The sequence below is a fragment of the Halorientalis pallida genome, from assembly GCF_004118325.1.
In the GTDB taxonomy this organism is placed as follows: Archaea; Halobacteriota; Halobacteria; order Halobacteriales; family Haloarculaceae; genus Halorientalis; species Halorientalis pallida.
Genome location: NZ_RDFA01000003.1, coordinates 244,389 through 262,211 on the forward strand (window position 1 = coordinate 244,389; position 17,823 = coordinate 262,211).

A 17,823-nucleotide genomic window follows, 5' to 3' on the forward strand; every position below is an offset into this window, starting at 1 on the left:
CCACATTTCGCACACGACCGCCGACAGAAAGCCGCGAAAGAACGGCTGAGAGACGGGATGCAACCGGTTCGAAGCCGGTCAGTCGAACAGCCCTCCGAACAGTCCGTCGTCCGGGTCGGTGACTCTCTCTCCAGTTCCGAGAGAGGACTCGGGCACCTCGGCGATCTGGGAGACCATCGGGAAGTCTCCGGTCGGAATCGTCGCGACTTCCTCGGCGCTCTCGTACTCGATCACCGAGATCTTCGCCTCGTTTTTCACCGAGACGAAGGCGTGTTCACCGTCGGGCGCGTTGACAACCCAGTAGGGATACTTCCCCACGTCGGTGATGCCGACCGTCTCGAAGCTCTCGCGGTCGACGACGGCCACGTAGTTGCCGGTGGTACCCGCGGCACAGATGTACTGCTCGTCGGGAGAGACCTCGATGCCGTGGTGGGCCGACTGCAGCGGGTAGTCCTCCTTCGAGTCCGGCACGTTCTCGTTGATCGGCAGATCCTTCGTCCGCTGGATCTCGCCGGAGGACACGTCGACCTCGTGGAAGCCGTGCAGGTAGGAGATCTGTACGTAGACCGTCTCGTCGTCGTCGGCGAACGCGAACGGGCGCACGCCTTCCTCGAACTCGATGGTCTTCGTCACCTCCAGCGTCTCGCGGTCGGCGAAGGTCAGACGGTGGTTGCCGTCGATCTCGTCGGGCAGGAGGATACTGCCCAGCGAGCCGTTCATGATCCGGTCCTCGTGGACGTGGGTCCCGTGGGGCCAGTCCTCCGCCTCGAAGCAGTCGACCTTCTCGCCGGTCTCGGTGTCGATCTTCCAGACCTTGTCGGACAGGATGTCGGCCTGGTAGAGGGAGTCCCCCTCGGGCGTGATCTTGGCGTGATCCGAGCGGAAGCCGAGCATCTCGGTCCGCCACTCGATCTCGCGCGTCTCCATGTCGATGGCGACGGTGTCACCGAGGTTCGCACGGGAGACGTACAGCGTCTCGCCGTCCGGACTCACGTTGACGTGTTCGCAGACGTTCGACCGGCCGGCGACGCTGTCGATGATCGGCTTGGCGATCTTCGTGAGCGGGTCCGTCAGCGGTGGACTGTCCTCGCCGGGACTGGAATCGAAGTCCTCGATGTGTTCGTACGTGGTGGCGTCGGCCAGGGTGATCGTCCCGGTGCCCTGACAGCCGACGACCAGTGTCGTTCGCGTATCGGCCGACTGGGCACTCGCCGTCGGAACGCCGCCGAGTGCCGCCGTGGCCAGCGCCGCGCCGGAGCCCACCACCACGCGCCGGCGCGACGTGTGCCCTGCCGGTGACACCTCGCTGTCGGTTCGTTCCCGGTCCGTCCGGGTGTCTGTGCCCCCTCCGTCGGTCGTCTCGTCGGTCTCGTCCATGGTGTTCCCCCTGTCCGCACACCCGACCCCCGTCAGTGCGTGCGGCGTGCTGGCGACTCGCCAGCACGTATCCGTACTGGAAGTAACCGATTGGTATTTTCCGCGGATATAGAGGCGTATTTTTACCAAATCGTAATTCGCGAGACACGACGGTCCCGAGGAGCCCCCCGATTTTTGTCGCTGGCCGGTAGAGGGTCGGACGATGACGCGAACCGGCGTGCGAACGGGGGTACAGGAACCGGCGATGCGATGGGGGGCGAGCGGCGAGGTATGAAGGTCACGGAGGTCACGCTCGATCCGCCCGGCGGGGCGTTCCCGGGCGTCGACAGCACGCTCGCGGAGACGGCGGGCGTCACTCGCGACGCGGTGTTGAACCTGGAGTGGATGGACGACGGCGGCCTCTCGGCGCTGTACCGGATCGTCGCCGAAGACGCGGGGGCCGTCGAGACGGCGCTCGACGGTGACGAGACCGTCCGGAAGTACGAACTCATCGAGATGGACGGGGAGTGGCTCTTCGTGTTCGTCCACGCGGACCGGAGTGACCTCATGGGTGAGTTGCTCGACATCGCCGACGAGTACACGCTGCTCGTCGACGGCCCCTACGAGTGGACGGAGGCAGGTGTCACGATCACCATCGCGGGCCGAACCGAGGACATCCAGCAGGCTCACGGCCGAATCAGCGGCCAGTTCGACCTGACGATCGACTGGCTGGGCGACTACGAACCAGGCCACAGCGGTCCGCTGGCACAGCTCACCGACCGCCAGCGAGAAGCGCTGGAGACCGCCTTCGAGCTTGGCTTCTACCAGTCGCCACGGGCGACCAGTTACGAGGAGATCGCGACGGAACTGGACTGTGTGCCCAGCGCCGCAAACGACCTCCTCCGGCGGGCCGAGGCGGCACTCGTCGCCGCCGTCCTCGACGCCTGAATCACATCCCCATGTCGGCTGCGGCGTCGGGGACGGGCAGGGTCGAGGGCGCGACGCCGAGTAACTCCGCGGCGTGATCCAGCGCCATGTCGAACCCGTAGTACCGTTCCAGTTCGTCCCCGTCGGACGACGGCCGTACCTTCAGCATGGCGTACCCTTCGACGTTCTGGGCGACCGCTGCGCTCGCACCGTCGCGCTCGAACGCGAGGACGCGTTCGGTGTCTGTCTCGTAGTAACGCGCGGTGATTCCCTCGGCCGTCACCTCGCTCTCTGCGTCTGTCATTACCCGCCTTTGGGCCGAGGGACAGTCGAACCTGTCGGTCGCGGAGAGGCGGGACGGCCAGTCCTCAGGAGAAGGTGCTCTCCGTCTCGAACTCGCTCAGGGCGTCCCAGGAGTACGACCCCTCGACGCGGACGGTCGTCCCGTCCCGGACGTACGAGCGGTTCGTTGCGGCCGCGCCGACGGTCGTCGTCAGCGCGTCCTCGTCGATAGCGTCCCGGTTCGGGTAGAACAGCGTCCCGCGGGCGGGCTGGTGCGCGTCGCCGTTGTGCAACCCCATCCGGAAGACCCCGGCAGTGGCGGCTCCGAACCCGTCGGTCACGAGATTCACCCGAGAGGGAGACGCGTCGCTCGCACGGTCGCCGACGAGCGTCTCGAGGTCGGCGTTCGGCGCGTACCCACCGGCGACACTGCCCCCAGTCTCTGCGTGGCGGAGGAACTGCGCGAAGTCGTCGTCCGTCTCGTGTTTCGGTCGCTCGGCACCCGTCCGCGCGTCCACGATGGCCCGAATCCGGTCGACCGGATCGAACGAACCGGAGCCTTGCTCGGCCCCGGCGAACACGAGCGCGTCGGCGGTCAGCCCGAACACGTCGTCTTCGGGGCCGACGAACACAGCGCGGTCGTCCGCCTGGAACCGCATCGACACGTCCGCGTCTTCCAGGTCCGCCATCGCGCCCTCGAAATCGACCGGAAACACCTGCACGCCGACACCACCGACGCTCAGAACGCGTTCCGTCTCGTCGATCCCGAGCCTGTCGACGCGGAATCCGAAGTCCGTCGACAGGAGGAACGCGGCGAGGACGCGTCCGGTCACCGCGCCCGACAGGCCGTCGAACCGGAGCGGATCGCTCGGCTCGTCGGGCGTCGCACCGATCTCGTGGCCGCTCTCGGTCTCGGTCCCGAAGACGGCAAAGAGGAGTGCGTCCTCGGTCGCAGGGAGCAGATCAGCGTAGGGTGGGAGCTCACCCGCCGAGACGGTGCCGTCTTCGACCGCGACCGGTTCGGCGTCCAGGGTCGCAGTCGGCTCGGTCCCGGTCGGTTCGCCACCGTCCGTCGCCGGGGGCTGGTCGGTCGGGCTCGACTCACTGTCACTCGATCCGGAACAACCAGCGAGACCACCGGCCACGGTGAGTCCGGCGATCCGTAAGACCGAACGGCGAGCGACGTCTCGTCTCTCTGTCATCGGACGGACACAGTCTCGGGCCCCGAAAAGAACTTGCGCCGGAATCCACGCGTGAGCCGCGAGCGGTGTCGTGATCGACTGGCGGAGTCTCCATCCGCGCACTGGTCGCCGACGAGCGGTCGGCGGCCGGTCGAGATCAGTAGCTAAAAACGGTCGCCAGCCCCGGCTTCGGGTATGCGCTGGCTCCAGAGCGGCACCCGCCGCGACATCTGTATCCTGCTCGGTGGGGCCGAGGACGGCGAGTTGCCCGCCCAGAAACTCAAGACGCGGCTCGAAGGCCACTACGATGATCGGATCGAGCCGCGACAGTTCTACGGCTCGCTCGAGGACCTCGAACGCAAGGGCTTCGTCGAGTCACGGACTGAGGGACTGAGCGACGTGTATTCCCTGACCGACGCGGGCGAGCAGCGACTCGGGGAGCACTACGAGTGGCTGTGCGACCAGCTGGCGTAGGTCACTGTTCGCGAGCCATCGCCGCCGGATCACGGGGCAGGCGGGTCCGCTCGACGGTCCCGGCGGTCACCACCCAGCGGTAGACGTACGTCTCGGAGTAGACGACGAGTTCCGTCCGTACCGGTGTCGTGTCGAAGGTCTCGTCGGGGAGACTATCCAGGGCGTCGAACCGCTCCCGGCTGACCACCGGGTTCGACGGCGATCTCTCCGTCCGACGGCGGAAAGCGGCGACGAACTGTTCGCCGGACAGCACCGACGCCACTCGCTCGCGAATCGTCGACCCCGACGTGGCGTCGGGACCCACTGCCTCGGTCGATTCCCCTTCGGTCGTCGCGGTGGCTGGGTCCTGCATCGTTGCCCAGAGTTCGCACTGCACGGTCCCAAACTGTCGGCTTCGATATGCCACGTTTTAAATAGAACGTCGACCGGAGCGCGAGCCCCGTCGAGCCTCAGGCCCGGTGTTCCGGCGGTTCGTCGACGGAGAGCGTCCCCTCGATCAGCGCGGCGACGGCACGTCGGACGCGCTGGGAGACCGCCGAGTCGGAGACGCCCAGCTCCGCGGCGAGTTCGGCCTGGCTGATCGACCGCGGCACGTCGAAGTAGCCTTCGCGGGCGGCCGTCAGCAGCGTCCGGCGCTGCTGGGCGGTCAGGCCGTGGTCGTCGCTCCGCGTGGGCTCGGTCCGGTAGAGGCGCTCGAGGCGATACTCGATGCCGCTGTCGATGCAGAACTCGCGGAAGGCGGCCAGCGCGTCGCGGTCGGGAACCTGGAGTTTGACGAACCAGACGCCGCCGGTGCTGTGCATCTCCAGCACCATCCCCCCGATTTCGGTGACCATCGGCGTCACGGCGATGACGTCTTCCGTCAGCCCGAGCCGGTACATGCGCACGCCGTCCTGTTCGGCCACGACGGTCGGCTCCGCGACTGTGTAGTCGTCGGCGAGCGCATCGTCGAACGCGTCGAAGTCGGGACCTTCGACCAGCACGAAAAAGCGCCGCCGCTCGGGGTCCATCGCGGGCTGGAACTGGATGCGAACCCGCGCCGACGGATTCGCCTCGATGGTCGGTGTCATCACGAGGGTCGGCGAGGAAAGCGCGAGTTCAGCGATGACGAACACGACAGAGTATAACGGGGTGAGACGTATCACCGTTCCGACTCGTGGACCGGTGGCACATCCGACGGGCGGGCCGGTCGTAATCGCCCGTCGGAAGCAGAAACGCGCGGTTACTCCCCGTCCGGCAGCGACTCGGGGTCGCGAGGCATCCGTTCGGGCCCCTGCGCGAACCCGCCGGCGACCCAGTGGTAGACGTGGGTCTCCGTGTAGACGTACAGTTCGTCCCATCCGTCGAAGGCCCGGTCGGGCAGTTCCGCTACCGTCTCGTAGCGGTGCCACTGCTCTTCGGGGTCGTCGAGGGTGCCCACGTTCTCGCGGTAGGCGATCGATTCAGGCGCTGTGTCCACTGTGTCCCCAACCACTTCGCGCACAGTCGATTCACCGTCGGACGCCACTGGCTCCCGCCCGTCGGCGACGTTGTCGGCTGCTGCCGTCATGTGTACCCATCACAAGTGGCTCGATAGCACAAAGCCTGTGCCTTCGATTATCCGCTATTGAAGTGGGGGCAGGATATCCGGCGTGGACGGGGCGGAGGAGTTACAGTCGAGTTGCGCCGAAGAGAAGAGTGCGGCCGTCTACTCCAGGAGCTGCTGGCCGATGGTGTTGCGGAGGACTTCGCTGGTGCCCTCGTAGATCTCGTTGAGCTTGGCGTCGCGGTAGAACCGCTCCATCGGGAAGTCCTTGGTGTAGCCGTAGCCGCCGTGGATCTGGATGCCCTCGTTGGCGACCTCGCGGGAGACTTCGGAGGCGTAGAGTTTGGCCTGTGCGGCCTCCTTGATGAACTTCTCGCCGCGCATCTTCTTGTCGGCGGCGTCGTGCATCAGCAGGCGCGCCGCGCGGGTCTTGGTGTCCATGTCGGCGAGTTTGTGCTGGATGGCCTGGAAGTCGCCGATGGCCTGGCCGAACTGTTCGCGGTCGCCGGCGTACTCGGCGGCCTCGTCGAGCGCGGCCTGTGCGATGCCGACCGAGCGCGCGGCGATGGTAATGCGGCCGCCGTTGAGCGTCTTGAGCGCGTGGACGAAGCCCGCGCCCTCCTCCTGCAGGAGGCGGTCCTCGGGAATCCGCATGTTATCGAAGCGCAGTTCGGCGGTGGGACAGCCCTTGTCGCCGAGTTTGTCCTCCGTCCCTTCGACGATGAACCCGTCGTCCTCCTCGGGGCGGACGATAAAGGAGGAGATACCCTTGTTCCCGGCGTCGGGGTCGGTCTTGGCGAACACCGTGACCGTGTCGGCGACCGAGCCGTTGGAGATCCAGAGCTTGTTGCCGTTGACGACGTACTCGTCGCCGTCCTTCTCGGCGGTCGTCTCCATGGCGGGCACGTCCGAGCCCGCACCGGGTTCCGAGAGCGCGAACGCGCCGACGTCGTGGCCCTCGGCCAGCGGGGTCAGGTACTCCTCCTTTTGCGCCTCGTCCCCGAATTCGTAGATCATGTTGCCGGCCAGCGAGATGTGGGCGGCGACGATGGTCCCGAGGCCGCCCGAGCCCCGCGAGATCTCCTCCAGCGCCATCGGGTAGGCGTGGTAGTCGAGGCCGGCCCCGCCGTACTCCTCGGGGAAGGGCATGCCCATCAGCCCGAGTTCGGCGAGTTCGTCGACCAGATCCCAGGGGAACTCGTCGTTCTTGTCGATCTCGGCGGCTCGCGGCACGACTTCTTCGTCCACGAACTCCGAGACCATCTCCTTGATCTGACGCTGTTCTTGCGTGAGACTCAGATCCATACCGATACTCTAGGCCAGTCAATCCTTTACTTTTCCCATCTCCCCTTCAGTTCCGAAGCACCCGATCGAAGAAGGCCCGCTCGCGCGCGACGATACGCTCGAAGTCCTCGCCGATGTACGCGTCGAAGTGCCCGATATCGTAGCGGACCCGCTCCACGTCGTCCAGCCCCTCGACCAGCGCGTCCACCGACTTCGAGGGGATGATCGAGTCCGCGGTCGCCTCGGCGACGAAGACCGGGCAGTCCACGTCGCTCGCCGCCGTCACGGGCCGGTAGAGGCCCACGGTGGCGAGGATCCGGGCGGCACACTCGTTGTCCCAGTCCTCCTCGGGAGGGATCAGCGACTCGTAACCCGGCCTGGCGTCGGGCGTATTGAGGACGCCGAACTCGTCGGGGTCGGCGACGATGGGGACGTAGTAGGGCTCCCGGCGCGTGACGATCCGGCCGAGGTCGCGCGCGACCGCTTTCGCCGTCTCGGTGAGATAGCCCAGCCCGCCCTGCCGAACGAGGTGGAGGGCGTTGCGCAGGCCGTCGGTGAAGGGCACCTGCGAGACGACGGCCGCCACGTCGTCGTCCCGGGCCGCCGTCTCGACGACGTGTCCGCCGCTGAAGGAGGTGCCCCAGAGTCCGACTCGGTCGCCGTCCACGGCGTCGAGCGCGCGGGTGTGATCCAGCGCCGCCAGCCAGTCCGCGACGTGGGCCGGCCCGTCGATCACGTGCCGCGGCTCGCTGTCGCTGTCGCCGAACCCCCTGTAATCGAACAGGACGACGGCGTACCCGGCTTCCGCGAACCGCTCCGCGAATGCCGGCAGGCGGGCCGTTCGCTCGCCACCGAAACCGTGGGCCACGACGATGGCGGGCGATTCCTCGCCGGCCTCGTCTGGTTCGTACAGCCATCCCGCACAGCGCGTTCCCTGACTCTCGAAGTCCGAATCAATCCGTTCGACCATACTGTCAGTTCCCGTCTCCGACAATTAGTTCCAGTGTCAGTATTGGTCGGCTTTTTAAATACGCCCGGTCACGCCCGACAGGTCGCCACGCGCTCGCGGGGAAAGCGGAGCGAGACGGTGGTGCCCGGCGCGGGCGGGTCCGCGCTGAAGACGGTGATCGGTTCCGGAACGTCCCCGACCGCGACGGTCACGCGACTGGTGGCGTCCTCCCGGGTCACACGCTCGACGGTCCCCGTGAGGTCCGGGTCGTGCGCTCCCAGTTCCACGTCCTCCGGTCTGACGGTGAGATGGGTCGCGTCGCGGTCGCCGTCCAGCAACTGGCTCGTCCGGTCGCCAAACGCGGCGAGTGGAACCACGTTGCTCCCCGTGAACCGCGCCACGAGGGGCGACGCCGGCCGCTCGAACACGTCCTCGGGCGTGCCGGTCTGGACCACCTGCCCGTCGTTCATCACGACGATCCGGTCGGCCAGCGCCCGCGCCGTCGTCCGGTCGTGCGTGACGTAGATCGAGGTTACGTCCGCCAGCACGTCCTGCAGGTCGTCCCTGAGCGACTGGCGAGTCGGCACGTCCAGCGACGAGAGCGGTTCGTCCAGCAGGAGGATCGAGGGATCGACCGCCAGTGCCCGGGCGAGCGCTACCCGCTGAGCTTCGCCACCCGACAGCGTCGGCGGATACCGGTCCGCGAGGTCCGCGACGCCCAGATCCGCGAGCAACGCGTCGGGGTCCGCGTCGGCCTCGCGGTACCGCTGGCCGAACCCCACGTTCTCGCTGGCGGTCATGTGCGGGAAGAGCGCATAGTCCTGGAACACGAACGCGAAGTCCCGGCCTTCTGGCGGGCGGTCCGAGAGGACGCGCCCGCCGTTCTCCACTGTGCCCCCGTGGTCGTGGAAACCGGCGACGGTCTCCAGCAGGAGCGTCTTCCCGCTCCCGCTCGGGCCCAGGATCACGAGCGTCTCACCCTCCCGCACCGCGAAGTCCGCGGCGACGTGGAAGGCGTCGGCTCCGTCGGCCGAGAAGGTCGCCTCGACGTCGACTTCGAGCGTCATGCCACACCCTGCGTGGTCGTCGCGTCGGTCGTGAGCCAGCGCACCAGCAGGAAGATGGCCGCCGAGACGGCGAGCAACAGCGCCGCAATCGCGCCGCTCTCGTCGAGGCCACCCTGGAGGTAGGTGTTGTAGACGAACACGGGCGCGTGCTGGGCGATCACCTGCTCGCCAGCCGGCGGGTAGAAGAACTCGACGCTGTAGGCGACGACGGCGACGGCCCCGAACTCCGAGACAGCGCGTGCCCACGCAAGGACGCCGCCGGTGACCATCCCCCGCACCGCGAGCGGACCGGTCACCCGGCGGAAGGCCTGCCACGGACTCGCGCCGTGGACGCGCGCGGCGTACTCCAGCCGGTCGTCCACCGACTCGAACGCCTCGCGGGCCGCGTTCACGGCGTAGGGCGCGCTGACGAACGTGAGTGCCAGGATCATCCCGGGAAGCGTCCCGAACACCGACAGCGACGGGAACATCCCACCTTCGCCGAACCCGTAGAGGACCACGATACCGGCGACACTGTGGGGGACGACGAGCGGGAGGTCGACCAGGCTCTCGATCAGTTGCTGGCCCGGGAAGCCTCGCGAGAGGTGGTACGCGAGGGGGACGCCGAACGCGAGGCAGACGACCGCGGTCAGAAGCGGCGCGTACACGCCCAGGTACAGGACCCGGTGGACGCCCGGGTCCGTGGCTTTCTCGGCGATCAGCGAGGGGGACTGCCGGGCCACAAAGAGGAGCAGGGGGAGGCCGAGCGCGACCAGCAGGACGCTCCCGAGGGTCGCCATCGCGACGCCGAACAGGCCGCGTCGGGAGGCAAAACCCAGGGCGGCGGCGCTCAGGAGGACGAAGCCGGCGTAGAGGGTAGGCCGACCCAGCGAGTATGCGGCGGCGAAGGCCACGAGCTGGACGGCGACGACCGTGAGAGCGACCGAGCCCCGGCCCAGCGCGTTCAGTGGGAGCGCTCCGGTTTCCCGGGTCATATAGTAGCATCCCCGTCGGCGACCGTGGTGAGGTTTACGCTCGATGGACTGCCCGAAAACGGGACAGAAACCGCCCAACGACGACCGACGACAGCCGGAATCTATATCAGAGCCCCCTCCATGGTTGTGTCCATGCCGATACAACGCCGAACGTTTCTCGCGGCGGCAGGGACAGGGGCGGTCGCAGGACTGGCGGGCTGTTCACAGATTCTGGGCGGCAACGACCAGACGGCCGGCGTCGCCGGCGAGACACTCACGCTCACGACGACGACGAGCACGTACGATACGGGACTGCTCGGGGAGTTGAACGGACCGTTCGAGGAGATGTACGGCGTCTCGGTGGACTCGGTCGCGCAGGGGACCGGTGCGGCCCTGGAGACCGCTCGGAACGGGGACTCGGACGTGGTGATGGTCCACGCCCGGTCGCTCGAAGACGAGTTCATGCGGAACGGCCACGGCGTCAACCGCCGGGACATCATGTTCAACGACTTCGTGATCGTCGGTCCGGAGGGTGACCCCGCGGGCATCCAGGGGATGGCCTCGGCCACCGAAGCGTTCACCACCATCGCCAACTCCGAGTCGATGTTCGTCTCGCGGGGCGACAACTCGGGGACACACACCAAAGAACTCCTGATCTGGGAGCAGGCGGGTGTCGAACCGGGCGGTGACTGGTACCAGGAGACCGGAACGGGCATGGGGGAGGCGCTGAACATCGCCAACGAGCAGGGAGCCTACACTCTCTCGGACCGCGGGACCTACCTCTCCCAGCGGTCGGAGATCGACCTCGTGATCCTCGTGCAGGGCCCCATCGAGGGTGGCCCGGAAACGCTGGCAAATCCCTACGGGATCATGGCAGTCAACCCGGCGGTTCACGACGTGAACTACGATCTGTCGATGGCCTACATCGGCTACATCACCAGCCCGCAGGCACAGGACCTGATCGACGGCTACCGTGCGAACGGCGAACAGTTGTTCTTCCCCCGGGCACTCTCGGAGGACCCCGACTTCCAGCAGTACGTTCCGGAGGGCTGGAGTAGTAACGCGACGAGCGGGTGACCGTGATCGCAGGCGCCGTTCCCATCGTGTCGCTCCCGGCTTTCCCGTTCGAGCCACAGTACGTCTGGAGTATCATCGACGTCTCGCTGTACGTCAGCGGACTGGCCATCGTCTTCAGCACCGCGGTGAGCCTGCCGGTCGCACTCCTGCTCGGATTCACGGAGTTCCGCGGGAAGCAGTTCCTGCAGGCCATCATCAACACCGGGATGGGGTTTCCAAGCGTCGTCGTGGGCCTGCTCGTCCTCTTTGCCGTCTCCAACCAGGGACCACTGGGCGGACTGGACCTCGTGTTCACGCGGGAAGCGATGATCATGTCCCAGTTCGTGCTGGCGACACCGGCGATCACGGCGATCAGCCTGGCGGCCGTCTCCGGCGTCGAGGAGAACGTCCGCGACGCGGCGCACGTCCTCGGCGGGACGCGCGTCGACGTGGCCCTCGTGACGATCAAGGAAGCGCGGTACGGCATCGCGACGGCGATCCTGGCGGGTTTCGGTCGCGCGATCAGCGAGGTCGGGTCGGTCCTCATCGTCGGTGGCAACATCGCGAGCGCCGACGGCGTCTCGAAGACCCGGACGCTCACGACGGCGATCCAGCTCGAAGCCCGGCAGGGCCGCTACGAGACGGCGATGGTGCTCGGTGGGATCCTCCTCGTGATCGTCCTGTTGATCAACGCCGTCGTCGTCCGCCTGGGTGAAGGCGGGGTGATGCAGTGATGATGGAACTCGACGGCGTGACCCACACCTACGACACGGCGCCGGTCGTCGAGGACCTCTCGCTCTCGGTCGAGTCCGGCGAAGTCGTCGCGATCATCGGCCCCTCCGGCGTCGGGAAGACGACACTCCTCCGGATTCTCGCGCTGTTCATCGAACCCCAGACCGGGACGATCAGGTTCGGCGACACCGACGTGTGGGGGTGTAGCGACGGCGAACGCCTCGCTCTGCGCCGCCGGATCGGGATGGTGTTCCAGGAGGCGAGCCTGTTCGACGCCACGGTCGGGCGAAACGTCGAGTACGGCCTCAAAGTCCGGCGGTCCTGGCGCGACCGACTCAGCGACGGTCTCAGTGAGGTGCTCCGGTCGAACGGGACGCCGGAAACGGTCGAAGAGGCGCTGGGGGTCGTCGGACTCGGCGAACAACTCGACCAGCACGCGAAGTCGCTCTCCGGCGGGGAGGCACAGCGCGTGTCGTTCGCGCGTGCACTGGCGTACGACCCGGACGTGCTCTTGCTCGACGAACCGACCTCGGATCTCGACCCCCGGAACACGGCCGTCATCGAGGAGGCCGTGGCAGAAGCGCGGAACCGGGGGATCGGCGTCGTCATCGCGACCCACGACATGCACCAGGCCGAACGGGTCGCCGACCGGGTCGCGGTCCTGCTCGACAGGGAGATCACCGAGGTCGGTCCGACCGATACCGTCTTCGAGAGCCCGGCCGACGAGCGCACAGCGAAGTTCATAGATGGTGAACTGGTGTACTGAGGGGCGCTCACCAAAGCCGACACGAGGGCTTTTGTTCGTCTCGGACGAACGCAATCTATGGACGTGTCCCCGGATTTCGACGTGCAACTCGGTCGGGATGGCGTCGCCCTGACCGTTCGGGACCGGGAGTTGCTGGCCGCCATCGACGAGGCGGGCTCGTTGAACGCGGCGGCGGACTCGCTGGGCCGGTCGTACGCACACGCCCAGCGGCGCGTCGTCGAACTCGGAGACGCGTTCGGCCCGCTGGTCGACCGCAGTCGCGGCGGCGGCGGGGGCGGCGGGAGCGAACTCACCGACCGCGCCCGGGAGGTGCTGGCGACGTTCGACCGCGTTCGCGCGGAGTTCGCGGGCGTCGCCGAGGCCGACGAGACGGTCCTGACGGGCCGCGTGACCGAGCGGGACGGCGAACTCGCCACCGTCGAGACCACGGCCGGACGAATTCGAGCCGTGACGCCACCGGACTGTACCGACGTGGTCGTCACGATCCGGGCCGACGCGGTGACCCTGAACCGGCCGGCCGAGGCCCCCCAACCCGGGGGGACGAGCGCGCGCAACCGCTTCGAGGGCGAGGTAGTGGCCGTCGACCGCGGCGAGACGCTGGCTCGCGTGACGGTCGCGATCGACCCGGACCTGCACCTGGCCGCGCTGGTGACCGTCGAGAGCGTCGAGCGACTGGAACTCGCCACTGGAACCCCGGTCGTCGCGACGTTCAAGGCGACGGCGACCCGCGCCGTCGCGCGAGCGGAGTCTTAAGCCTTACCCGGCCGGCACGCTTGCACCCGGGTATGCCGACGATTTCTGAACTCTCGGACGTGCTCGACTGGGAAGCGGTCGCTGTCTTGCACGCCATCGACGACCACGAGGGGGCCGACGTGGACGCGCTCGTCGAGACGACCGGCCTGGAACGATCGCAGGTCGAGAATCGCTGCCAGCAACTCTCGACGCTCGGGCTGGCCACCGAGACAGAGACCGACGACGGTGTGATCCACGAGTTGACCGGCTCCGGCCACGGGGCCGTGGGCTCGGGGCTCTACGACGAGTACGACATGATCGGGGAGGCCGACATCGACGAACTCGCCGAGAAGGTGGCCGAGCTACTGGACCGACGCGACGAACTCCAGGCGCAAGTCCAGCGACTGGGCGACGACGCGACGGACCTCAAAACGCGGGCGGAGCGCCAGTTCGGCGACCGCGAGGGCGTGCGCGAGGAGTTCGAGTCGCTGATGGAGGACGTCGAGGCGCTCCAGCGGTCGGTGAGCGAGGAGTCCTAGAACCCGACCTGTGTCTCTTCTCCGACCCGCTCGTTGCGGATCGTGTACGCGGCGTGCAGTATCGCCGACGCACCCAGCAGGCCGACGATGGCACTGACGACTGGGCGCTCGATGTACAGCACGGATCCCAGACAGACGACACCGACCAGTGCGATGTGGCCCGCGCCCCAGTAGCTGAAGGTCATGTCGGCGCATTCGAATCAACCAACAAGTGTTTTGGGTGGAAGCGGGGGCGGACGGGTACAGTCTTACTCCCCGTACTCGTAGAACCCATTCCCCGATTTCTTCCCGAGGTCGCCGGCTTCGACTTTCCGTTTCAGGAGGTACGGCGGCTGGTAGCGGTCACCGAGTTCCTCGTGGAGCGTCTCCATCGCGTCGAGACAGATGTCCAGCCCGATGTGGTCGGCCAGTTCCAGCGGCCCCATCGGGACGTTCGTGCCGAGTTTCATCCCGCGGTCCATGTCGGCCTTGGTGGCGACGCCCTCGTCGTAGGCCCGGATGCCCTCGGCGATCCAGGGCATCAGCACGCGGTTGGTGACGAACCCGGGCTTGTCGTCGGACTCCCAGGTGGTCTTGCCCACGTCCTCGGCGAGGTCGTGGGCTAGCTGGACCACCTCGTCGCTCGTGCGTTCGCCGACGACCACTTCGACGCCCTCCATCAGCGGGACGGGGTTCATGAAGTGCAGGCCGATCACCTGCTCGGCGCGGTCGGTCGCGCTCGCGATGGAGGTGATCGAGAGGGTGCTGGTGTTCGTGGCGAGTCCCACGTCCTCGTCGACCGTCTCGTCCAGATCCGCGAACACGTCCCGTTTGATGTCCATGTTCTCGACGATGGCCTCGACGACGAAATCACAGTCCGCCAAATCTTCGAGATCGGTGGTGCCGGTGACCCGTTCGCGGGCGGCGGTCGCCTCCTCGCTGGTGAGCTCGTCTTTCTCCTCGAACCTGGAGAGGCTGGACTCGATGCCCTGCAAACCCCCCTCGACCAGTTCCGACTCTACGTCCCGCATCACCACGTCGTAACCGCTCGTGGCCGCTGCCTGTGCGATACCGTGGCCCATCGTTCCCGCGCCGACGACGCCCCAGGTCTGGATTTCGTCGAATCCACGCATGCCGGGTGGGACCACGCGAACCGGCCTAAGTGTGTCGACGGGACTGTCTCCGAGCCGACCTGTGCGCCACCGTCCGGAAAGTTAACTCACGTTCGGAGCAGGATTTCGCTACGCGTCTCCAACAACTTAATTAGCGAACGTGGGGCAGAGAAAGGTGAGATGATCCCTATCGACGACAGCCCCCTGACCCGGGACGGGAAGGTGCTGATCCTGGCGTACGACCACGGCCTGGAGCACGGCCCGGTCGACTTCGAGGACGTACCGGAGAGCGCAGACCCCGCACACGTCTTCGACGTGGCGACCCACGACGCCGTGACCTCCCTCGCGGTCCAGAAGGGCATCGCGGAAGCGTACTACCCCTCCTACGAGGACGACGTGAACCTGCTGGCCAAGCTCAACGGTACGTCGAACCTCTGGCGCGGCGAACCCAACTCGGCGGTCAACTGGACGGTCGACTACGCCAACGAGGTCGGCGCCGACTCCATCGGCTTCACCGTCTACGGCGGCTCGAACCACGAGATCGAGATGGTCGAGGAGTTCCGCGAGGCCCAGGAGAAGGCCCGCGACTACGACATGCCAGTCGTCATGTGGTCCTACCCGCGCGGTCAGGGCCTGCGTAACGCCAAAACTCCGGAGAGCATCGCCTACTCCGCCCGCCTCGGTCTCGAACTCGGTGCGGACGTGGCCAAGGTCAAATATCCCGGCAGTCAGGACGCGATGGAGGAGACCGTCCGGATGGCCGGCAAGACGAAGGTCGTCATGTCCGGCGGCTCGAAGCGCTCGGACGAGGAATTCCTCTCGAACGTCAAGTCCGTGATCGACGCGGGTGGCGCGGGCCTGGCGGTCGGCCGGAACGTCTTCCAGCGCGAGAACCCCGAGCGCATCCTCGACGCCCTGGAGAAGGTCATCTTCGAGGAGTCCTCCGTCGAGGAGGCCCTGGCCGCCGCCGAGAGTGCGGCCCCCGAAGCCGAATAGATGAGCGACACGGTATCCGAGATCGTCGACGTGGTCACCGAGACCGCGCCCGACGTGCGGGCCGGCCTGACCGGCCGGCGCGAGTACGAGACCAGCGAGAACCCCTCGGGCGAGCAGATGCTCGCGGCCGACCGCCACGCCGACGAGTTGCTCGAAGAGCGCCTGCTCGCCGTCGACGGCGTCGCCGGCTACGCCAGCGAGGAGCGCGAAGAGATCGTCGAGTCCGGCGACGGGCACCTCCACGTCGCCTGTGACCCGCTCGACGGCTCGTCGAACCTGAAGTCCAACAACGTCATGGGGACGATCCTCGCGGTGTACGACGAGCCACTGCCGGCTCCCGGCCGCGCGCTCGTCGCCGCGGGCTACGTCCTCTACGGCCCGATCACGACGCTCGTGCTGGCTCGGGACGATACGGTGACAGAGTACGTGATCGACGACACCGACGAGGGCGTCGAGCGCCGCGTGGTCGAGGAGGACGTGACGATCCCCGCCGATCCCGTGGTCTACGGGTTCGGCGGCCGCGTCCCGGACTGGCACGACGACTTCGAGGCGTTCGTTCGGGAGATCGAAGACGAGCTGAAACTGCGCTACGGCGGCGCGATGATCGGCGACGTGAGCCAGGTCATGGAGTACGGCGGCATCTTCGCATATCCCGCCCTGCAATCCGCCGAGAACGGCAAACTCCGCCTCCAGTTCGAGGGCAACCCGATCGGCTACATCGTCGAGTGCGCCGGCGGTCGTTCCTCAGACGGCGAGCAGTCGCTGCTGGACGTGGAACCCGACCGCCTCCACCAGCGTGTCCCGGTTCACGTCGGCAACACCGAGTTGATCGAACGGCTGGAAGGCGCGCTACACTGAGCCGTCCCGCGCCACTTCGAACCGGCCGCCGAAGAGATCCGTCTCCAGCCGTCGGGTGATCGGAGACGGCGTGAACGTTCTGGACCCACGACCGAACCGCGACAGGTCGACCCGGATAGTGGGATCGATCCGGACGCGCGTCGTCTGGTTCCGTTCGATGTGCGTGGGCCACCACTCCTCGAAGTCGTCGTTGTCGACGACCAGCCGCGCAGTCACGTTCCCGGTAGCGCCGGCCGGGATCGTCGTGGCGTTTACGGTCGATCCGTTCGCGACTGCGCGGCCGTTCATCCTCACGTCGTAGCTGACGGACCGCAGGGGAACGTCGAAGGCCGTCGGGTTGGAGACGGTCGCGGCGACGGCGACCACGGTCCGGTTCTCGCCGACGGCACCCCACCGGGCCGTGGTGCAGTCGACGGTCAGGACGGGCCCCGAGATCAGCGAGACGTTCGCGTCCACCGGGACGGACCGGTCGGTCTCGAACGCGGCGAGAACGTCGGTCCGGACCGTTCGGGTGAGGACGGTTCGGGAGTACTCCCGGTCGAGGGAGGCCGAGGAGACGCTGGCGACGACAGTCAGGTTCGACCGTTCGCCGCGCCGGACGTGGCGCACCCACCAGTCGGTGACGCGGTCGGTCCGAACGGCCGTCCGCACGTGGACGGTCGAGTTCCCGGCCGGGAGTGCGAGTTCTTCACGCACGCCGCCCCCGAGTCTGACCCCGTTCGCGTAGACGGTGTGGTGAACGTCGACGCGGTCGACGGCGACCGTGACGGGGTTGGGATTGCGGACCGTCACGTCCGACGTGACGACGGTGACGGACTCGGTCGCTCCGGCGAACCGGTTGTCGACCGCGGTGACGTCCGGAACGCCGAGGAGGTCGGTCTCGAACCCCGCCACGGCGACCGGTACGGCGACGATCAGCACGATCGCGACGGCGAGTAGTAGTTTCCCCGCCGCCCCGAGGCCGCGCTCGTCCCCGTCGGTGCCGAGCATACCCCGGGTTCGCCGTCGTCGAATAACCGGGCTTCGTCGCTTCAGGATCCGGAACGGTCTAGGGC

The 17,823-nt window shown here is 67.3% G+C and carries 22 protein-coding genes; 9 read left to right on the plus strand and 13 right to left on the minus strand.

Annotated features, from left to right (window positions below):
• Window positions 1-78: 78 nt before the first annotated feature.
• Window positions 79-1,377, minus strand: coding sequence for a YncE family protein (locus EAF64_RS09945; RefSeq protein ID WP_129068830.1), 1,299 nt, complete (start codon window positions 1,375-1,377; stop codon window positions 79-81).
• Between the two features lie 270 nt (window positions 1,378-1,647).
• Between EAF64_RS09945 and EAF64_RS09950 the strand changes: the two genes are divergently transcribed.
• A complete protein-coding gene (locus EAF64_RS09950) occupies window positions 1,648-2,304 on the plus strand; it encodes a helix-turn-helix domain-containing protein (RefSeq protein ID WP_193767640.1) in 657 nt (218 codons plus the stop codon).
• A gap of 1 nt (window position 2,305) precedes the next feature.
• Here the strand turns inward: EAF64_RS09950 and EAF64_RS09955 are convergent, their stop codons facing one another.
• Together EAF64_RS09955 and EAF64_RS09960 are read right to left on the minus strand one after the other, a co-directional pair.
• The gene (locus EAF64_RS09955) at window positions 2,306-2,587 is read right to left on the minus strand and encodes a DUF7111 family protein (RefSeq protein WP_129068832.1); all 282 of its coding nucleotides are present in this window, start codon (window positions 2,585-2,587) and stop codon (window positions 2,306-2,308) included.
• 64 nt (window positions 2,588-2,651) lie between these two features.
• On the minus strand, window positions 2,652-3,767 hold the full coding sequence (locus EAF64_RS09960) for a hypothetical protein (protein ID WP_129068833.1): 1,116 nt from the start codon (window positions 3,765-3,767) through the stop codon (window positions 2,652-2,654).
• Between the two features lie 174 nt (window positions 3,768-3,941).
• On the opposite strand from EAF64_RS09960, the gene EAF64_RS09965 reads away from it, so the two are divergent.
• Window positions 3,942-4,220, plus strand: coding sequence for a PadR family transcriptional regulator (locus EAF64_RS09965; protein WP_129068834.1), 279 nt, complete (start codon window positions 3,942-3,944; stop codon window positions 4,218-4,220).
• A 1-nt stretch (window position 4,221) separates the two neighbouring features.
• Here the strand turns inward: EAF64_RS09965 and EAF64_RS09970 are convergent, their stop codons facing one another.
• The 7 genes from EAF64_RS09970 to EAF64_RS10000 form a co-directional block, all read right to left on the minus strand.
• Window positions 4,222-4,572, minus strand: coding sequence for a hypothetical protein (locus tag EAF64_RS09970; RefSeq protein ID WP_129068835.1), 351 nt, complete (start codon window positions 4,570-4,572; stop codon window positions 4,222-4,224).
• A gap of 97 nt (window positions 4,573-4,669) precedes the next feature.
• Window positions 4,670-5,335 carry a helix-turn-helix domain-containing protein gene (locus EAF64_RS09975; protein WP_193767641.1) on the minus strand — a complete coding sequence of 222 codons (666 nt, stop codon included), beginning with the start codon at window positions 5,333-5,335 and terminating at the stop codon, window positions 4,670-4,672.
• Between the two features lie 107 nt (window positions 5,336-5,442).
• Window positions 5,443-5,769 (minus strand): hypothetical protein, encoded by a 327-nt coding sequence (locus EAF64_RS09980; RefSeq protein WP_129068837.1) that lies wholly within the window; start codon window positions 5,767-5,769, stop codon window positions 5,443-5,445.
• Between the two features lie 138 nt (window positions 5,770-5,907).
• Window positions 5,908-7,050, minus strand: a complete 1,143-nt coding sequence (locus EAF64_RS09985; RefSeq protein ID WP_129068838.1) for an acyl-CoA dehydrogenase — start codon at window positions 7,048-7,050, stop codon at window positions 5,908-5,910.
• A gap of 46 nt (window positions 7,051-7,096) precedes the next feature.
• Window positions 7,097-7,999, minus strand: a complete 903-nt coding sequence (locus tag EAF64_RS09990; RefSeq protein ID WP_129068839.1) for an alpha/beta hydrolase — start codon at window positions 7,997-7,999, stop codon at window positions 7,097-7,099.
• Between the two features lie 68 nt (window positions 8,000-8,067).
• Entirely contained in the window at window positions 8,068-9,045 is a 978-nt protein-coding gene (locus EAF64_RS09995) for an ABC transporter ATP-binding protein (RefSeq protein ID WP_129068840.1), read from the minus strand.
• Window positions 9,042-10,019 (minus strand): ABC transporter permease, encoded by a 978-nt coding sequence (locus EAF64_RS10000; protein WP_129068841.1) that lies wholly within the window; start codon window positions 10,017-10,019, stop codon window positions 9,042-9,044. Before EAF64_RS10000 ends, EAF64_RS09995 begins: the two co-directional genes overlap by 4 nt.
• A 132-nt stretch (window positions 10,020-10,151) precedes the next feature.
• On the opposite strand from EAF64_RS10000, the gene EAF64_RS10005 reads away from it, so the two are divergent.
• The 5 genes from EAF64_RS10005 to EAF64_RS10025 are packed head-to-tail and all read left to right on the plus strand — an operon-like array spanning window position 10,152 to window position 13,823.
• The gene (locus tag EAF64_RS10005) at window positions 10,152-11,075 is read left to right on the plus strand and encodes a substrate-binding domain-containing protein (RefSeq protein ID WP_129068842.1); all 924 of its coding nucleotides are present in this window, start codon (window positions 10,152-10,154) and stop codon (window positions 11,073-11,075) included.
• Window positions 11,076-11,077: 2 nt separating this feature from the next.
• Window positions 11,078-11,788 carry an ABC transporter permease gene (locus tag EAF64_RS10010; protein WP_227738935.1) on the plus strand — a complete coding sequence of 237 codons (711 nt, stop codon included), beginning with the start codon at window positions 11,078-11,080 and terminating at the stop codon, window positions 11,786-11,788.
• Window positions 11,788-12,552 carry an ABC transporter ATP-binding protein gene (locus EAF64_RS10015; protein ID WP_129068843.1) on the plus strand — a complete coding sequence of 255 codons (765 nt, stop codon included), beginning with the start codon at window positions 11,788-11,790 and terminating at the stop codon, window positions 12,550-12,552. Before EAF64_RS10010 ends, EAF64_RS10015 begins: the two co-directional genes overlap by 1 nt.
• 57 nt (window positions 12,553-12,609) lie before the next feature.
• Complete coding sequence (locus EAF64_RS10020) at window positions 12,610-13,305, plus strand: TOBE domain-containing protein (protein ID WP_129068844.1); 696 nt, start codon at window positions 12,610-12,612, stop codon at window positions 13,303-13,305.
• 32 nt (window positions 13,306-13,337) lie between these two features.
• On the plus strand, window positions 13,338-13,823 hold the full coding sequence (locus EAF64_RS10025; RefSeq protein WP_129068845.1) for a hypothetical protein: 486 nt from the start codon (window positions 13,338-13,340) through the stop codon (window positions 13,821-13,823).
• On the opposite strand, the gene EAF64_RS10030 is transcribed toward EAF64_RS10025, so the two are convergent.
• Both EAF64_RS10030 and EAF64_RS10035 read right to left on the minus strand, forming a co-directional pair.
• Window positions 13,820-14,008: a hypothetical protein gene (locus EAF64_RS10030; RefSeq protein ID WP_129068846.1), complete on the minus strand. Its 189-nt coding sequence runs from the start codon at window positions 14,006-14,008 to the stop codon at window positions 13,820-13,822. The two genes, EAF64_RS10025 and EAF64_RS10030, sit on opposite strands and share 4 nt — an antisense overlap.
• A 63-nt stretch (window positions 14,009-14,071) precedes the next feature.
• Window positions 14,072-14,935 carry a 3-hydroxyacyl-CoA dehydrogenase family protein gene (locus EAF64_RS10035; protein WP_129068847.1) on the minus strand — a complete coding sequence of 288 codons (864 nt, stop codon included), beginning with the start codon at window positions 14,933-14,935 and terminating at the stop codon, window positions 14,072-14,074.
• A gap of 159 nt (window positions 14,936-15,094) precedes the next feature.
• Between EAF64_RS10035 and EAF64_RS10040 the strand changes: the two genes are divergently transcribed.
• Window positions 15,095-15,910: a class I fructose-bisphosphate aldolase gene (locus tag EAF64_RS10040; RefSeq protein WP_129068848.1), complete on the plus strand. Its 816-nt coding sequence runs from the start codon at window positions 15,095-15,097 to the stop codon at window positions 15,908-15,910.
• On the plus strand, window positions 15,911-16,768 hold the full coding sequence (locus EAF64_RS10045) for a class 1 fructose-bisphosphatase (RefSeq protein ID WP_129068849.1): 858 nt from the start codon (window positions 15,911-15,913) through the stop codon (window positions 16,766-16,768).
• Here EAF64_RS10045 and EAF64_RS10050 read toward each other — a convergent pair.
• A complete protein-coding gene (locus tag EAF64_RS10050; protein WP_129068850.1) occupies window positions 16,760-17,758 on the minus strand; it encodes an LEA type 2 family protein in 999 nt (332 codons plus the stop codon). The two genes, EAF64_RS10045 and EAF64_RS10050, sit on opposite strands and share 9 nt — an antisense overlap.
• Window positions 17,759-17,823 lie beyond the last annotated feature (65 nt).

What these genes read in the sequence shown, in the direction of transcription:
- EAF64_RS09945 (WP_129068830.1), bottom strand. Translation starts at nt 1,377, where the DNA reads ATGGACGAGACCGACGAGACGACCGACGGAGGGGGCACAGACACCCGG.
- EAF64_RS09950 (WP_193767640.1), top strand. Translation starts at nt 1,648, where the DNA reads ATGAAGGTCACGGAGGTCACGCTCGATCCGCCCGGCGGGGCGTTCCCG.
- EAF64_RS09955 (WP_129068832.1), bottom strand. Translation starts at nt 2,587, where the DNA reads ATGACAGACGCAGAGAGCGAGGTGACGGCCGAGGGAATCACCGCGCGT.
- EAF64_RS09960 (WP_129068833.1), bottom strand. Translation starts at nt 3,767, where the DNA reads ATGACAGAGAGACGAGACGTCGCTCGCCGTTCGGTCTTACGGATCGCC.
- EAF64_RS09965 (WP_129068834.1), top strand. Translation starts at nt 3,942, where the DNA reads ATGCGCTGGCTCCAGAGCGGCACCCGCCGCGACATCTGTATCCTGCTC.
- EAF64_RS09970 (WP_129068835.1), bottom strand. Translation starts at nt 4,572, where the DNA reads ATGCAGGACCCAGCCACCGCGACGACCGAAGGGGAATCGACCGAGGCA.
- EAF64_RS09980 (WP_129068837.1), bottom strand. Translation starts at nt 5,769, where the DNA reads ATGACGGCAGCAGCCGACAACGTCGCCGACGGGCGGGAGCCAGTGGCG.
- EAF64_RS09985 (WP_129068838.1), bottom strand. Translation starts at nt 7,050, where the DNA reads ATGGATCTGAGTCTCACGCAAGAACAGCGTCAGATCAAGGAGATGGTC.
- EAF64_RS09990 (WP_129068839.1), bottom strand. Translation starts at nt 7,999, where the DNA reads ATGGTCGAACGGATTGATTCGGACTTCGAGAGTCAGGGAACGCGCTGT.
- EAF64_RS09995 (WP_129068840.1), bottom strand. Translation starts at nt 9,045, where the DNA reads ATGACGCTCGAAGTCGACGTCGAGGCGACCTTCTCGGCCGACGGAGCC.
- EAF64_RS10000 (WP_129068841.1), bottom strand. Translation starts at nt 10,019, where the DNA reads ATGACCCGGGAAACCGGAGCGCTCCCACTGAACGCGCTGGGCCGGGGC.
- EAF64_RS10005 (WP_129068842.1), top strand. Translation starts at nt 10,152, where the DNA reads ATGCCGATACAACGCCGAACGTTTCTCGCGGCGGCAGGGACAGGGGCG.
- EAF64_RS10015 (WP_129068843.1), top strand. Translation starts at nt 11,788, where the DNA reads ATGATGGAACTCGACGGCGTGACCCACACCTACGACACGGCGCCGGTC.
- EAF64_RS10020 (WP_129068844.1), top strand. Translation starts at nt 12,610, where the DNA reads ATGGACGTGTCCCCGGATTTCGACGTGCAACTCGGTCGGGATGGCGTC.
- EAF64_RS10025 (WP_129068845.1), top strand. Translation starts at nt 13,338, where the DNA reads ATGCCGACGATTTCTGAACTCTCGGACGTGCTCGACTGGGAAGCGGTC.
- EAF64_RS10030 (WP_129068846.1), bottom strand. Translation starts at nt 14,008, where the DNA reads ATGACCTTCAGCTACTGGGGCGCGGGCCACATCGCACTGGTCGGTGTC.
- EAF64_RS10035 (WP_129068847.1), bottom strand. Translation starts at nt 14,935, where the DNA reads ATGCGTGGATTCGACGAAATCCAGACCTGGGGCGTCGTCGGCGCGGGA.
- EAF64_RS10040 (WP_129068848.1), top strand. Translation starts at nt 15,095, where the DNA reads ATGATCCCTATCGACGACAGCCCCCTGACCCGGGACGGGAAGGTGCTG.
- EAF64_RS10045 (WP_129068849.1), top strand. Translation starts at nt 15,911, where the DNA reads ATGAGCGACACGGTATCCGAGATCGTCGACGTGGTCACCGAGACCGCG.
- EAF64_RS10050 (WP_129068850.1), bottom strand. Translation starts at nt 17,758, where the DNA reads ATGCTCGGCACCGACGGGGACGAGCGCGGCCTCGGGGCGGCGGGGAAA.